Here is a 15,059-nt window from a genome sequence, read left to right as displayed (position 1 = left end):
CACGGCCTTCTGAGTGGATGGAATAGGCCCCGAGCATGTACCGTTGGACCCTGAACAGACGAAACTACACCCCGGGGCCGCACGTCTGAGCACGTAGCCGCCCCGCTTCTACGTTGAGGGGGTCGGAGCCATGGGCCGCGGCCGTCAGAAGGCAAAGCAGACCAAGGTCGCTCGCGCGCTGAAGTACTACAGCCCCGAGACGAACTACAGTGCGCTCGAGCAAGAGCTCACCGGTCACAGCCACACGGATGTCGTGACGGACTCGCGCTTCGGCGCCGAGTCGTCGGACGACCTCGAGCGCTACGACCAGCGCTACAACGACTGGTCCGACGACCGCTGACGGTCGTCGACCTCCTTTGATCGCCGCGGTCTTCCGCGGAAGCGTCTCGACCTCGACTGCGCCGTCGCCTGCCCCCCGGTAGGCGACGGCGCGGTCGTTCGTGATCTGTGCACCCTGGCGCACCGGCCCACCGCGCCTCGTTCGCCCGAGGCCTCCGCCGGGCCCCGTTGGCCCCGAGGCCTCGGCACCCATGACCGCCGCCGCACCCTGACGTCGTCGTGCCCGCCGCGAGAGCGGCCTCCCCCGAGCGGATCGGCAGGAGCCCACCCGCCCGGGGGCACCGTCGGTCAGGCGCGGTAGTCGCCGACGAGCCGCACGGCGCCCGCCTGGACGCCCTTGGTACCCGCGACGAGGTCGCCGTCCGCGACGTCCCGGGCCGCCGCCGGGTCGAAGGCCTCGACCGAGCCGAGCACCCACGCGGGGACGCCGAGCGCGGCGCAGCGAGCGAGCGCGGCGTCGACGCCGTCCGCGCCGACCACCGCGACCATGCCGACGCCGAGGTTGAGCGTGTTCTCGAGATCGCCGCGCGGGACGCCGCCCAGCTCGCGCACGAGCCGGAAGACCGGCGGGACGTCCCAGCTCGCGCGGTCCACGACCCCGACGAGCCCGGCGGGCAGGACGCGCGCGAGGTTCGCGGCGAGCCCGCCGCCCGTGACGTGCGTGAACGCGTGGACCTGCGCGGCGTCGTCGGCGGCCAGCGCGAGGCAGTCGCTCGCGTAGACGCGCGTCGGCTCCAGGAGCTCCTCGCCGACCGTGCGCCCGAGCTCGTCGACGTGCCGCTCGAGGCCCCAGCCCGCGTGCTTGAGCACGGCACGCACGAGCGAGTAGCCGTTCGAGTGCAGGCCCGACGAGGCCATGGCGACGAGCACGTCGCCCTCGCGCACCCGCTCGGGGCCGAGCAGCCGGTCGGCCTCGACGACGCCCGTCGCCGCGCCGGCGACGTCGTACTCGTCCGCGCCGAGAAGACCCGGGTGCTCGGCGGTCTCGCCGCCCACGAGCGCGGTGCCCGCGACCTCGCAGGCCGCCGCGATGCCGCGGACGATGCCCGCGATGCGCTCGGGCACGACCTTGCCGCACGCGATGTAGTCCGTCATGAACAGCGGCTTGGCGCCGACCACGACGATGTCGTCGACGACCATGCCGACGAGGTCGAACCCGATCGTGTCGTGGACGTCGAGCGCCTGGGCGATCGCGACCTTGGTGCCCACGCCGTCGGTCGACGTCGCGAGCAGGGGGCGGCGGTACGTCGCGACCTCGGAGAAGTCGTAGAGCCCCGCGAAGCCGCCGACGCCGCCGAGGACCTGCGGCCCGTGGGTCCGGCGCACCGCGTCCTTCATGAGCTCGACGGCCTTGTCACCGGCCTCGGTGTCGACGCCCGCGGCGGCGTAGGTGAGGCCCGTCTGGGGCGAGTCGGCAGTCACGGTGTCGGCTCCAAGGAGGTCGTGCGGCGCACGCGCCGGTGGTGCGGGTGCTGGGGTCTCGGGTTCGGGCGCAGGGGTGGTCTCACGGGTGCTGCAGCGCGCCAGCACCGCCGGCGGTCACCGACAGGCTGCGCAGCCCGTCCTCGGGCGCGCCGAGCGGGAGCTCGGCCTGCTCGAGAAGGTGCTTGCCGAGCTGGTCGTCCGGCGGCAGCTCGATGGGGTACTTCCCCGTGAAGCACGCCGTGCAGAGCTGCGACGACGGCTGCTCGGTCGCCGCGATCATCCCCTCGGTCGAGATGTAGCCCAGGCTGTCGGCGCCGAGCGACTGCCCGATCTCGTCCGGCGAGAGGCCGTTCGCGATGAGCTCGGCGCGGGACGCGAAGTCGATGCCGTAGAAGCACGGCCACTTCACGGGCGGGGAGCTGATGCGCACGTGCACCTCGGCCGCGCCGGCCTCGCGCAGCATGCGGATGAGCGCGCGCTGCGTGTTGCCGCGCACGATCGAGTCGTCGACGACGACGAGGCGCTTGCCCCGGATGACGTCGCGCAGCGGGTTGAGCTTGAGCCGGATGCCGAGCTGGCGCAGCGTGTCGGACGGCTGGATGAACGTGCGTCCCACGTAGGCGTTCTTGGTCAGGCCCTGGCCGAACGGGATGCCGGACTCGGCGGCGTAGCCGACCGCCGCGGGCGTGCCGGACTCGGGGACCGGGATGACGAGGTCGGCCTCGACGGAGTGCTCGCGCGCGAGCTGGCGGCCCATCTCGACGCGGGCGGCGTGCACCGAGCGGCCGTTGATCGAGGTGTCCGGGCGCGCGAGGTAGACGTACTCGAAGACGCAGCCCGCACGCTCGGCCGGCGCGAAGCGCTGCGAGCGCAGGCCGTCCGCGTCGATCGCGATGAGCTCGCCCGGCTCGACCTCGCGCACGAACGACGCGCCGACGATGTCGAGCGCCGGCGTCTCGCTCGCGACGACCCAGCCCCGCTCGAGACGGCCGAGGACGAGCGGGCGCACGCCCTGCGGGTCGCGCGCGGCGTAGAGGGTGCGCTCGTCCATGAAGACGAGCGAGAACGCACCGCGCAGCCGCGGGAGCACCTCGAGCGCCGTGGCCTCGAGCGTGTGGTCGGCGTCCCCGGCGAGGAGCGCGGTGACGAGCGCGGTGTCCGTGGTGTTGCCGCGCGCGAGCTCGCCGCGGCGCTGGCTGCCGTAGCGCTCCGCGACGAGGTTGACGAGCTCGGCCGAGTTGGTGAGGTTGCCGTTGTGCCCGAGCGCGACGGTCCCGGACGCGGTGGCGCCGAGCGTCGGCTGGGCGTTCTCCCACGTCACGCCACCGGTGGTCGAGTACCGGCAGTGCCCGACGGCGATGTGCCCCGTCAGGGCGTTGAGGGCCGTCTCGTCGAACACCTGGGAGACGAGTCCCATGTCCTTGTAGACCAGGATCTGCTCACCGTTGCTGGTGGCGATGCCGGCCGACTCCTGGCCTCGGTGCTGCAGCGCGTACAGCCCGAAGTAGGCGAGCTTGGCGACCTCTTCGCCGGGCGCCCAGACACCGAAGACGCCGCAGGCGTCCTGGGGGCCTTTCTCGCCGGGCATGAGGTCGTGGTTGAGAAGTCCATCTCCGCGGGGGGCCACGTACCTCAGTGTCCCACAGCAGGCGCGTCGGGACCGAAGCGCGAGGTCATGCGGACGACCTGGGCGGCGCAGGCCGCGCGGCGACGCACGGACCGTCGTTCACGGTGGCGTTACGTCGTCCCACCTGTCGGGCAGGGGTTTCGCTGCGTGGGAACGGCGCGCTTGAATCTCGACTTACTCGACCGCGGCAGTCGAGTATCACACCGGCCGTGCTGGCCGTGCCGCTCGGTCACCTGATCGACCACCCGCTCGACCTCCTGCTCGACCACCCGCTCCCGGTCTCCCGGGACCCCGACGAAGGACGACACCATGCGACGCCTCCGGACGACGATCACCCTCGCGGCTGCCGCGGCAGCCACCGCCCTGGTCCTCACCGCCTGCGCGCCGACCGCCGTCGACGGGTCGGGCGGCGGCGACGCGAGCGGCGACGGGAGCTCCGACGTCGAGCCCACGACGCTCTCCCTCGTCGGATTCGCCGTCCCGAAGGCGGGCAACGACGCCGCGCAGGAGCTGTGGGGCCAGACCGAGGACGGCCAGGGCGTCACGTGGGAGACGTCGTACGGCGCCTCCGGCGACCAGAGCCGCGCCGTCGCCGACGGGCTGAAGGCCGACTACGTGCACTTCTCGCTCGAGGGCGACGTGACGCGCCTCGTCGACGCGGGCCTCGTGGCGGACGACTGGAACGCGGGCGAGAACAAGGGCATCGTCAGCCAGTCGGTCGTCGTGCTGGTGGTCCGCGAGGGCAACCCGAAGAACATCCAGAGCTGGGAGGACATCGTCCAGCCCGGCGTCGAGATCGTGACCCCGAACCCCGGCTCGTCGGGCTCGGCGCGCTGGAACATCCTCGCCGGCTGGGGCAGCGTCATCGCGAACGGCGGCTCCGAGGAGGACGCGACGGAGTACCTGCGGAAGTTCTTCACCAACGCCGTCGCGCTCCCGGGCAGCGGCCGCGACGCGACGACCGCCTTCACGTCCGGGACCGGCGACGTCCTCCTCTCCTACGAGAACGAGGCGATCCTCGCGCGGCAGAACGGCGAGACGTTCGACTACGTGGTCCCCGACCAGACGCTCCTCATCGAGAACCCGGCCGCGGTGACGGTCGACGCCGACCCCAAGGCGCAGAGCTACCTCGACTTCGTCCTCACGCCGGAGGGCCAGGAGGCGTTCGCGCACGTGGGCTTCCGGCCCCTGACCGGCGACGACGTCGACTTCGAGGTCGAGGGCGCGAACGACCCGAGCGACCCGTTCCCGGCCGTCCCGACGCTCCTCACCATCGCCGACGACTTCGGCGGGTGGTCGGCCACGAACGACAAGTTCTTCGGCGACGAGGGCCTCGTGACGAAGATCCAGGCCGAGACCGGGAAGCAGTGACCCGTGGCCTCGACCCTCGCTGAACGACCGGGCCGGGCGGCGCGCGAGCGCCGCCCGGCTCCGGCCGCGCCGCCGTCGCGCCGGGTCCGCCGGGCACGTCGGACGCCCAACGGCCCCTACCGCCTGACCGCGGCCTCGGGGCTCGGCCTCGGCGTCGCGCTCGTGTGGTTCTCGGCGCTCGCCCTCGTGCCGCTGATCGCGGTGCTCGTCGAGACGTCCGCCGGCGGGTGGCCCGCGTTCGTCGCCGCGATCACCCAGCCGCAGACGGCGGCGGCGCTCACGCTCACGGTCACGCAGGCGCTCGCCGTGACTGCCGTGAACGTGGTCATGGGCACGCTCATCGCCTGGGTCCTCGTGCGCGACCGGTTCCCCGGCAAGCGGCTCCTCGAGGTGCTCATCGACATCCCGTTCGCGCTCCCCACGATCGTCGCCGGACTCGTGCTGCTCGCGCTGTACGGGCCGTCGGGGCCGGTGGGGATCGACGTCGCGAACACGCGCGCCGCCGTCTTCCTCGCGTTCCTCTTCGTCACCCTGCCCTTCGTGGTGCGCAGCGTGCAGCCCGTGCTCGCCGAGCTCGACCGCGACGTCGAGGAGGCCGCCGCGTCCCTCGGCGCGACGCGGTCCACGACGTTCCGCCGCGTCGTCCTCCCCGCGCTCGCGCCCGCGATCACCGCGGGAGCGGCGCTGTCGTTCGCGCGCGCGATCAGCGAGTACGGCGCGCTCGTGCTGCTCTCCGGCAACCTGCCGATGCGCACCGAGGTCGGCTCCGTGCGGATCCTGGCCTACCTGGAGAACGGCCAGCCCGAGCAGGCCGCGGCCGTGGCCTCGGTGCTCCTGCTCGTGTCCCTCCTCGTCATCGCGACGATCCAGCTCCTCCAGCGAAGGGTGGCCCGCCGTGGATAGCTCCCCCTGGGTACGGCGCACGCTGCGCGCCGTCGTGGTCGTCTACCTGGTGCTGCTCGTCGGGTGGCCCGTCTCGCTCGTCGTGCGGGGCGCGTTAGCGGACGGCCTCGAGACGTTCCAGCGCGCGCTCGCCGACCCGTCCGTCGTCTTCGCCCTCCAGCTCACCGCCGCCGTCGCGGTGCAGGTCGTGCTGATCAACACGGTCTTCGGCGTCGGGATCTCGATGCTCATCGTGCGGTACGACTTCCCCGGCAAGGCCCTCCTCAACGCCCTGCTCGACCTCCCGCTGTCGGTCTCCCCCATCGTCGTCGGGCTCTCGCTCGTCCTCGTGTACGGCAAGAACGGCTGGTTCGGCGGAGCGCTCGAGGACGCCGGGCTCCAGGTGATCTTCGCGCCGCCGGGCATCGTCCTCGCGACGGCGTTCGTGTGCCTCCCGCTCGTCATCCGGGAGGTCGTACCCGTCCTCACGGAGCTCGGCACGGACGAGGAGCTCGCCGCGACGAGCCTCGGGGCGAGCTGGTTCCAGACCTTCCGGCGCATCACCCTGCCCGCGATCAAGTGGGCGGTCGTCTACGGCGTCGTGCTCACGCTCGCCCGGGCGCTCGGCGAGTTCGGTGCCGTCAAGGTCGTGTCCGGCAACTTCGAGGGCCGCACCCAGACCTCCACGCTCCTCGTCGAGCAGCGCTACCAGGACTTCGAGCAGGGCACGGCCTACGCGGTCGCCTTCCTGCTCGCGTCGGTGTCCGTCGCGTGCATCGTCGCGGTGACCTTCCTCCGTTCCGACGACGCCGCCGGCACCCGCACCCGCCGCACCGCCCCCCGAACCGCCGCCCCCACGGAGGCCGACGCATGAGCATCGAGATCCGCAACGTCCGCAAGACCTTCGGCGACTTCGTCGCGCTCGACGACGTCTCCGTCTCCGTGCCGACCGGTCGCCTCACCGCGCTGCTCGGCCCGAGCGGCGGGGGCAAGTCCACGCTCCTGCGCGTCGTCGCCGGCCTCGAGGTCCCCGACTCCGGCGAGATCGAGATCGAGGGTCGCGACGCCACGAACCTCCCGGCCCGACGACGCAACGTGGGCTTCGTCTTCCAGCACTACGCGGCGTTCAAGCACCTGAGCGTCGCGCGGAACGTCGCGTTCGGGCTCGAGATCCGCCGCACCCCGAAGGCCGAGATCGCCGAGCGCGTCGACGAGCTCCTGCGCCTCGTGCACCTGGAGAGCTTCGCGCACCGCCTGCCCTCGCAGCTCTCGGGCGGACAGCGACAGCGCATGGCGCTCGCGCGCGCCCTCGCGATCCGGCCGAGCGTGCTGCTGCTCGACGAGCCGTTCGGCGCGCTCGACGCCAAGGTCCGCAAGGAGCTCCGCGACTGGCTGCGCCGCCTGCACGACGAGATCCCCGTGACCACGGTGTTCGTCACGCACGACCAGGAGGAGGCGCTGGAGGTCGCGGACGAGATCGTCGTCGTCAACGAGGGCCGCATCGAGCAGGTCGGCACGCCCGACGACCTCTACGACCGCCCCGCGAACGACTTCGTCATGGGCTTCCTCGGGCCGGTGACCCGGCTCGGCGGCGTCCTCGTGCGCCCGCACGACGTCCACGTCGAGGTGCTGGGCGACGGCACGCCGGACGGCAGCGCCGACGACGCCGCGCCCTCCCGCCCCGGCGGCCCCGTGCCGGGCGTCGTGACCCGCACGACGCGCGTCGGCTTCGAGGTGCGTGCCGAGGTGGCGACCGCGGACGAGGTGGTGTCCGTCGTCGTGACCCGCGCGGAGGCCCGGACGCTGGGTCTCGCGCCGGGGGTCGCCGTGCGGCTCGCCCCGGCTGAGGGCGCGCCGACGTCCGCCGCTCCCCGGCCGGTCGGCGCGCCGGTCCCCGGCTGACCCGGCACCGCCGCGACGGGGCTGTCCCGACCACGGGGCACCGCTCGCTATCCTGCCCGCGTGCCTCCCTCCCGCGTCGACCGCTCCCCCCGAGGCCGTGGCGACCGGGGCCGCGACGACCGGCCGCGGCACCGCCGCGAGCGGGCGGCCTACCGGTTCGTGGAGGTCCGCGCCGCCGCGGGCCCGGCCCGGCTCGATGCCCTCACGGCGGGCGGCGGGGCGTTCCTCGTCGGCGTGGTCCTCGGTTTCCTCGTCCTCCTCGGTCTCGCGCTCGTCGGCGGTGAGCTCGTCCCCGACGTGCGGTACGAGGTCGACGAGGTCCTGCGCTCGACGACGGGCTGGTGGATCCTGACCCTCGCGGTCGCCGTGCCGGTCTTCGTGCCGGTGCACGCCGCGGCGACGCTCGCGGTCACCCGCGCCCTGCTGGGCGAGGGCCGCCCCCGCACCGACGTCCCGCCGCACTCGGTGCGCAAGCGCGTGGCGGAGTCGAGCCCGGCGGGCGCGCTGGCCGGACTCGCCTGGACGTACCTCGTGCTCGCGCTCCTCGCCGGGGCGGTCGGGCTCTTCGCGATGGACCGTGACGACGCGGAGCGCACGCCGACCGTCGCGGTCTCCGCGGTCGTCGGGGTGGTGGCCGCGGCCGGCCTGCTGCTCCTGCCCGGGCTGCGCGCGCGCTGGTCCGCCTGGCAGGACGTCGTGCGGACGACGTGGGGACCGAACGAGGTCCGCTACGCCGAGGAGGCCGAGCGGCGGCGGCGCGCAGCGCTCGGGCCGCCGGCCCCCGCGCGCCCCGACGGGCGGGTCGCGCGCCGGAACGACCGGGCGGCCGCGGTGCTGGGCGGCGCCGGCATGGTCGGCTTCGTCCTGTTCCTGATCGGTCTGTGGATGCGGCACCCGGGCAAGTTCAGCCCGGACCGGCACTTCGGACCGGTGGGCGAGGTGTCGATCGACGTCCTCGTCGGCGTGGGCGGCACGCTGGTCGGGGCGACGCTCCTCCTCGGCGCGACGTGGCTCCTGCTCCCGGTGTCACGACAGGGACGCCAGCGCCGTGCGGGGCTCGCCCTCCTGCGCTCCCCGGAGCCGTCCGCGCCGCCCGCCGACGACGTCGTCCGGGAGCTCCTGTCCCCCTGGTCGGCGTCCACGACGGTCGCCCTCGTGCTCCTGGCCGGTTCCGGGATGCTCGTGCCCTCCGTCCTGGCCGGTCTGGCGGGCAGCGGCGTCGCGCTCCTGGTCGACGGGGTGCCGGTCGCCGCCACGGCGGCGGCCCTGGCCGCCGCGACCCTCGCGGCGCTGTGCGTCGTGGTGGTCGGTGTGACCAGGGCCGCGCGATACCGCGCCCTGGTGCGCGAGCGCTGGCACGTGGGCGACGACGGACCCGGCTGACGCCGAGCCGGCGTCAGCTCCGGCGAGGTCGCTCAGCGACGCCCGCGCAGGCTCCGCCGGTCCGCGAGGACCGCCCACAGGCCGGCGACGGCCGCGCCGAGCGCGGCGCACGTGACGACGATGACGGTGAAGTAGACGCCCGGCTTGAAGACCGGGGCGGCGGCCGGCGACTGCAGCCAGGCGCCGCCGATCCCGAGGCCGAGCACCGTGCCCAGCACCACGCCGACGGTGAAGAACGCCCCGTAGCGCGGCGCGCGGCGGACCGTCGCCGGATCCACGACGGTTTCGATCTCGACCTCGTCCGCCGCCTCGGTCGCGTCCTCGGCCTCGGCCTCGCGCTCGGCGCGGCCCGTCCCGGCCGCACCCGCGGGCACGGCGCCGTCGGCACCTGCGGACGCCAGGGGCGCCGACGGCGCTGCGTCGGGCTCCACGTCGGGCGCTGTGCCGCGCACCGCGTCGGGTGCCGCCGACCCGTCGGGGGCGTCGGCGTCGGGCACGGGGGACTGCTCGGGGCTCACGACCACGACCCTACCCGCGGTTGCTGAGAGCCCCGTGCGCCCGCGCACGGGCGGGCGGGCTCGGACGTCTCGCCCGCCGGGCCCGGACGCACCGCGACCCGGGCCCGTCGGACGGGACCCGGGTCGCGGGACGCGGTGCCGCCTCGTCGGCGGCGCCGCACGGCGTCAGCGAACCGTCAGCCGCAGGTCTGGCCCTCGAACGGGACCTCGTACTCCTGCGTCACGCCGTCCAGCGTGGCGGTGAAGGTCACCGTCCCGCCCTCGACCGACGTGGCCCGGGTGTTGAACGACTGGTACGCGTTCTTGCCCGGCTGGAGGTTCGGGAACCGCTTGGACCCGTAGGGCGTCTCGACGACGACCTCGACCGGGACGTCCTCGCCGTTGGTCGCCCGGACCGCGACGTGGACGAACTTCCCCATGCAGCGGGCAGAGGCCTCGACGTTCTCGAGCACCACGGTCGGGGCCGCGGCCTCGACCGTGACCGGGATCCGGGCGGTCGTGCCGCTCGGCGACGCGACGACCCACAGGTCGTACTCCCCCGCCGCGGCGTCGGCCGGGACCGTCGCCGTCAGCGTGGCCGCCCCGCCCGTCACCGCGGCGGTACCCGCCGGGGTGCCCGGGTTCGCCGGGTCGAACGTGGCGTCCGCCGCGACGAGGTAGCCGTCCACCGAGGTGTTCAGCGGGGAGCCGAGCGAGGTGAGGTCGAGATGCGAGAGGGCCACGCTCACGTCGTCGCCTGCGGTCACCGTGCCGGGCAGCTCGTCGACCACCACGCGCGAGCGGTCGAACGACGGCGACACCGGCGAGCTGTCCTTCAGGTAGGCGATCCACGCGTCCCGGTCGACCAGACCGGAGTCGCGCGGGTCCGTGCCCTCGGTGAACACCCGGAAGTTGTCGCCGCCGGTGGCGAGGAACGAGAACGTCGCCACGCGGTACTGGCCCGCGAGGTCGATCGGCTCGCCGTTGATCGTCACGGACGAGACGTTGCTCCCGGGCGTCGCGAGCGGGTCGGCGGTGCTCGCCGTCCACGACACGTTGTCCGAGAGCCCCAGGGCGAGGTACGGACGCGAGGGACGCGTGCCGTCCAGGTTCGTCTGCCACTGCTGCTCGAGCATCTCGACGACCTGCTCGCCCGTGAGGGTCACGGTCCACAGGTTGTTGACGAACGGGAGCACCGCGTTGGCCTCGGCATAGGTGATGACGCCGTCGCCGTCGTGGAAGAGCTCGCTGCGGAGCCCGCCCGGGTTGACGACGCCGATGTCCGCACCGCCGCGCGCGGGGTCGGACAGCGTCGCGAGGAGCGAGTCGGCGACGAGGTTGCCGAGCGTCGACTCCGACGCGCGGTCGTCACGACCGGACGTCGGGTTCGGGCCGGGGCCCACGTACGTCCCGCCGGGACCCGTGTACGAGCCGCCCGCGAACGCGGTCGTGATGTCCGCGGTGACCTCGCCGATCGGCTGCGCGCCGATGATCTCGGCCTGCTGGAGCGCCGCGTCGACGATCGTCTTGACCGCCGCGACGCGCGGGTACGTCGCGACGAGCGTCGCGTCGTCCGTCGTCGTGCGCGCGACGTTCTGCGCCGTGTACGCCGTGACCTCGTGGGTCGCGGTGTCCACGGTGAGCGACACGTGCCCGATGAACTCGCCGTAGTTGCCGGTCTGGACGATCGGGCGGGTCTTGCCCGGGGCGCCCGGGACGGGCGCGTCCCACGCGTACTGCTTGTGGGTGTGGCCCGTGAAGATCGCCGCGACCCGCGCGTCGGTCTCGTTGACGATGTCCGCGAAGGCGCCGCCCGCGGCGACCTCCTCCTCGAGCGTCGCGCCGTCGGGCGTGCCCGCGGACGCGCCCTCGTGGACGAGACCCACGACCACGTCGGCCTCGCCGTTCGCCGGGTCACCGTCCTGGAGCTGGGCGGTGACGCGGTTGAGCGCCTCGACCGGGTCCCCGAAGTCGAGGTCCGCGATGCCGGACGGCGTGACGAGCGTCGGGGTCTCCTCCGTCACGACGCCCACGAACCCGACGTCGAGCCCGTCGATCTCGACGACCTGGTACTCCGGCAGCGCCGGGTTCGTCGTGCCCTTGTCGTACACGTTCGCGCCCAGGTAGGCCCAGTCGGCCTCGTCGCTGACACGGCCCGTGAGGTCCGCGAAGCCCTGGTCGAACTCGTGGTTGCCCACGGCGGAGGCCGCGAGGTCGAGCGCGTTCAGCACGTCGATCGTCGGCTGGTCCTGCTGGAGCGCCGACGCGAACAGCGACGCGCCGATGTTGTCGCCCGCCGAGACGAAGGCCGTCCCGTCGGGGTTCGCGGCGCGCAGCTGCTCGATCGTGCCCGCGAACTTCACGGTGTTGGCGTCGATCCGACCGTGGAAGTCGTTGATCGCCAGCAGGTCGAGCTGCGTCGTGCCCGGCGCGGCGTCGCCGAGCTGGAGGCCGACGAGCACCGGGTCGTGGTCGGACGACCGGAACGGCGTCGTGTCGTAGAGGATCGACGCGTTGTAGTTGTACCGGCTGTACTCGTTGGCGATCGGCTCGACCGAGTTGATGTTCCACACGTCCGTGCCGGTGACGGCGCTGGCCGCGCCCGCCGAGGCGAACACGTGGTCGAGCGAGCCGACGTACCCGTCGAACAGGTACGTGTGCTCGCCGGTCGTCTCGCCGAGGTCCGTGTAGCCCGCGTCCTTGAGGACCTCGAGCGGGTCCTCCTGCGAGTACGAGTTGAAGTCGCCCGCGAGCAGGATCGTGTCCGTGCCCGCGTCCGCCGCGACGTCCTCGGCGAAGCCGACGAGCGCCGTCGCCTGCGCGACGCGCGACGCGTTGAACGAGCCCTGACCGTCGCCCGAGTCCTCGTCGCCGGGCAGCACGGGCGTGCCGGAGCCCTTCGACTTGAAGTGGTTCGCGACGACGAGCACGTCGTCGCTCGCGGCGTCGTCGCCCTCGGAGATCCCGCCGACCGGCTGGAACACCTGCGCGAGCGGCTCGCGCGCGTTGACGAACGCCGCGTCGTCGAGCAGGATCCGCGACTCCCCGACCGGCTCGGCCGCGTCCACCTGGTAGATGTACGCGAGCCGGATCACGTCCTCGTCGTCCGGCAGCGCGGCCGGCGACGGCACGAACGCCCACTCGTCGGCGCCCGCGGCGTCGTTGAGCGCGTCGACGAGGTCGGACAGCGCCTGGTCGCGGTCCTTGCCGAACGGCGTCGAGTTCTCGATCTCCATGAGCGCGACGACGTCGGCGTCGAGCGCGTCGATCGCCGCGACGATCTTGGTCTCCTGGCGCTCGAGGTTCTCCGCGTTCGCGGCGCCCCGGGCGTCGCAGCCACGGTTGACCGTGATGGGGTTGCCCGCGCGGTCCGTGTAGTAGGTGCAGCCCGTGAGCTGGTCGCCCGTCGTCGTGAAGTAGTTGAGCACGTTGAACGTCGCGACCGACAGGTCGCCCCCGACCTCGGCCGGGGCCTCCTCGCGCGTGTTCGCGAACGTGGCCGGCTGCACGGTGGCGGCGTTCCCGCCGTCACCGGCGGTGAGCTGCGTCAGCGGCTGGAACGTCCACGCGTCGAACCGGTAGTCGAGGATGACGGGCGTCGTGAAGGACACGCCCGCGCCGACGCGCGCCGGCGCCCCGCCCGTGAGGTACGGGAGCGGGATGCCCTTGTTCGCCGTGTTGTTGAAGTTGGTCGTCGCCCCGTCGTCGAGCACGACGGCCCGCGCCGCGCGGTCCGCGACGGCGGCCGCGGCCTCCGCGCTGCCCGGGCGCCCGGCCGACGTCGGCTGGACGAACGGGTCCGTGCCCGCGGCGAGCAGGAACGAGCCGTAGAAGTTCGTGTCGTAGTTGTCCGCGACGACGTAGTCGCCCGCGGGCTGCACGAGCATGCCCTCGAGCACCTCGCGCGCCGCGTCGGTCGCGGGGAACGCGACGTTCGCGGGCTTGACCGCCTCGGCCGCCTCGTCGAGGACCGTCCAGCCGCCCGCGGCGGGCGTGATCTGGGTCAGCGTGAAGTACTCGGACACCGCGCCCGTGACCTCGACGTGGTCGCCGACCTGCACGGCCGCGGCACCGGCCTTGGAGTAGACGAAGATCGCGTCCGACGCCGTGTGCGACGCGTCGAGGTCGCCGCCCGTGCCCTCGGTCTGCAGGTAGAAGCCGTCGTAGCCGCCGGTGGGGTAGGTGGCGGTGACGACGCCGCGCGTCGTGACGGTCTGGCCGACGAGCGGGCTCGCCGCGCCCGTCCCCTGGATCTCCGCGATCGGGACGACCTCGCCCGGCTCGGGGCCGGGGCCGCCGCCGTCGTCGCCGCTGTTCTGCGGGGTGACGGTGCTGGAGAGCGTGAAGTCCTTGCTGTTGTCGTCGGTGTCCGCGAAGCCGGTCCGGTTGATCGACGCGGGCACGTTGTTGGCCGACGGCGCGGGGCTCACGGCGGTCTCGAACGTGTTCGACGTCCCGTACCCGACGAGGTCCACGACGTTCGCGGCGCCCGCGGCGTTCCCCGCGGGCAGCGTGACCGCCGACGTGGAGCGCACGAGGGCGAGGGTGCCCGTCGTGCCCGACGGGTTGAGGCCCCCGGTCGCGTCCGGCGTCGGCAGGGCCGCACCGTTCGAGCCGTTGGAGCCGCCCTGCACGAGGAAGTAGCCCCCGGGCGCGACCGTCCCCGTCAGCGGCGTGACGCCGGTGAAGGCGCCCGTCCCCGTCGCCGAGCGGTACTGGAGCGACATGCCGGAGAGGTCGATCGCCGCCTGCGTGGGGTTGTACAGCTCGACGAACTTGTGGGTGTAGGGGGCGTTGGCGCTGCCGCCGCTCAGGTAGGCCTCGTTGATGACGAGGCCCGACCCGTCGGGCGCCGCGCTCGCGGCGGTGGCCGCGGCGACGGACAGCGGTGCGGCGAGCGCCACGGTCAACGTGCCCGCCACCACCCTCCGTCGCCGCAGGTGCTGGTGGTCGGTCACGCTGACTCCTTCATCTCGTGCGGACGGCCGGGCAGCAGTCGCGCGTCCATCGATCGAGTCCACGACTCGGGACGGGTCGACGCCCTGCCTCCGCAGGACATCGCACCCCACCTGGATGAACGGGCGGTTGCTGCCACGTCACCGCCGCGAGAACGTCGCCGCACGTCGTCGTGCTGCGAGCGCCCGCGCGGACGGCGGCCGATCATCATCGGACGCTAGCCCTCCACGTCCCGCGCCGCCAGACCTGGAGCCGAGAACGTTACGCAGCAGTAACACGCGCCGCCGGGCAGCGCGACGTGCTCAGCGCGGGCGGGCCGCCTGGAGCGGCAGGAGCCACGAGATGTCGGACCGCTCGCCGGAGGCGCGGACGCGCCCGTCGGCGACCGCGTCGGCCCACGCGACCGCGCCGGTCACCAGGCCGAGCCACGTCTGCGGGTCCGTCTCCACGACGTTGGGCGGCGTCCCCCGGGTGTGCCGGGGGCCCTCGACCGCCTGGACCGCGCCGGCCGGGGGGACCCGCACCTCCACGGTGTGCCCGGGCGCGACGTCCGCGAGCTCCTCGAGCGTGAACCGCACCGCGGTCGTCACGGCCGTGCGGTCGGCGGGGTCGGCGCGCCACGCCGCCAGAGCGAGGCGGCCGGCGGCGGGGTCGGTGCGTCGTCGGGCAGGCACGAG

General features: G+C 73.7%; 11 protein-coding genes. 6 read left to right on the top strand and 5 right to left on the bottom strand.

Annotated elements, in window-relative coordinates; translation table 11 throughout:
• Positions 1–130: 130 nt before the first annotated feature.
• The gene (locus tag ACTJIY_RS12655; RefSeq protein ID WP_047231363.1) at positions 131–340 is read left to right on the top strand and encodes a DUF3073 domain-containing protein; all 210 of its coding nucleotides are present in this window, start codon (positions 131–133) and stop codon (positions 338–340) included.
• 287 nt (positions 341–627) lie between these two features.
• Here the strand turns inward: ACTJIY_RS12655 and purM are convergent, their stop codons facing one another.
• Both purM and purF read right to left on the bottom strand, forming a co-directional pair.
• Complete coding sequence (gene purM / locus ACTJIY_RS12650; protein WP_253055231.1) at positions 628–1,761, bottom strand: phosphoribosylformylglycinamidine cyclo-ligase; 1,134 nt, start codon at positions 1,759–1,761, stop codon at positions 628–630.
• Between the two features lie 82 nt (positions 1,762–1,843).
• The gene (gene purF / locus ACTJIY_RS12645) at positions 1,844–3,391 is read right to left on the bottom strand and encodes an amidophosphoribosyltransferase (RefSeq protein ID WP_253055230.1); all 1,548 of its coding nucleotides are present in this window, start codon (positions 3,389–3,391) and stop codon (positions 1,844–1,846) included.
• Positions 3,392–3,700: 309 nt separating this feature from the next.
• Between purF and ACTJIY_RS12640 the strand changes: the two genes are divergently transcribed.
• The 5 genes from ACTJIY_RS12640 to ACTJIY_RS12620 are packed head-to-tail and all read left to right on the top strand — an operon-like array spanning position 3,701 to position 8,929.
• The gene (locus ACTJIY_RS12640; RefSeq protein WP_253055229.1) at positions 3,701–4,762 is read left to right on the top strand and encodes a sulfate ABC transporter substrate-binding protein; all 1,062 of its coding nucleotides are present in this window, start codon (positions 3,701–3,703) and stop codon (positions 4,760–4,762) included.
• Between the two features lie 3 nt (positions 4,763–4,765).
• Positions 4,766–5,665 (top strand): sulfate ABC transporter permease subunit CysT, encoded by a 900-nt coding sequence (gene cysT / locus ACTJIY_RS12635; protein ID WP_440674099.1) that lies wholly within the window; start codon positions 4,766–4,768, stop codon positions 5,663–5,665.
• Complete coding sequence (locus ACTJIY_RS12630; protein ID WP_440674098.1) at positions 5,658–6,518, top strand: sulfate ABC transporter permease; 861 nt, start codon at positions 5,658–5,660, stop codon at positions 6,516–6,518. Before cysT ends, ACTJIY_RS12630 begins: the two co-directional genes overlap by 8 nt.
• A complete protein-coding gene (locus ACTJIY_RS12625; protein ID WP_353707506.1) occupies positions 6,515–7,546 on the top strand; it encodes a sulfate/molybdate ABC transporter ATP-binding protein in 1,032 nt (343 codons plus the stop codon). The genes ACTJIY_RS12630 and ACTJIY_RS12625 overlap by 4 nt, the downstream gene beginning before the upstream one ends.
• 60 nt (positions 7,547–7,606) lie before the next feature.
• The gene (locus ACTJIY_RS12620) at positions 7,607–8,929 is read left to right on the top strand and encodes a hypothetical protein (protein ID WP_439157433.1); all 1,323 of its coding nucleotides are present in this window, start codon (positions 7,607–7,609) and stop codon (positions 8,927–8,929) included.
• 32 nt (positions 8,930–8,961) lie between these two features.
• Here the strand turns inward: ACTJIY_RS12620 and ACTJIY_RS12615 are convergent, their stop codons facing one another.
• From ACTJIY_RS12615 to ACTJIY_RS12605, 3 genes are all read right to left on the bottom strand, one after another.
• A complete protein-coding gene (locus ACTJIY_RS12615) occupies positions 8,962–9,447 on the bottom strand; it encodes a hypothetical protein (RefSeq protein ID WP_439157434.1) in 486 nt (161 codons plus the stop codon).
• 176 nt (positions 9,448–9,623) lie between these two features.
• Positions 9,624–14,384: an ExeM/NucH family extracellular endonuclease gene (locus ACTJIY_RS12610; protein WP_440674097.1), complete on the bottom strand. Its 4,761-nt coding sequence runs from the start codon at positions 14,382–14,384 to the stop codon at positions 9,624–9,626.
• Between the two features lie 300 nt (positions 14,385–14,684).
• Positions 14,685–15,056 carry a sterol carrier family protein gene (locus ACTJIY_RS12605; protein WP_440674096.1) on the bottom strand — a complete coding sequence of 124 codons (372 nt, stop codon included), beginning with the start codon at positions 15,054–15,056 and terminating at the stop codon, positions 14,685–14,687.
• Between the last annotated feature and the right edge of the window lie 3 nt (positions 15,057–15,059).

Source organism: Cellulosimicrobium sp. 22598 (assembly GCF_052044445.1).
Lineage (GTDB): Bacteria > Actinomycetota > Actinomycetes > Actinomycetales > Cellulomonadaceae > Cellulosimicrobium > Cellulosimicrobium cellulans_G.
The sequence above is the reverse complement of the archived record's forward strand: the minus strand, read 5'-3'. Positions and strand labels throughout refer to the sequence as shown.

Coding starts and splice junctions, on each gene's coding strand:
- ACTJIY_RS12655 (WP_047231363.1), top strand. CDS start 131: ATGGGCCGCGGCCGTCAGAAGGCAAAGCAGACCAAGGTCGCTCGCGCG.
- ACTJIY_RS12640 (WP_253055229.1), top strand. CDS start 3,701: ATGCGACGCCTCCGGACGACGATCACCCTCGCGGCTGCCGCGGCAGCC.
- ACTJIY_RS12625 (WP_353707506.1), top strand. CDS start 6,515: ATGAGCATCGAGATCCGCAACGTCCGCAAGACCTTCGGCGACTTCGTC.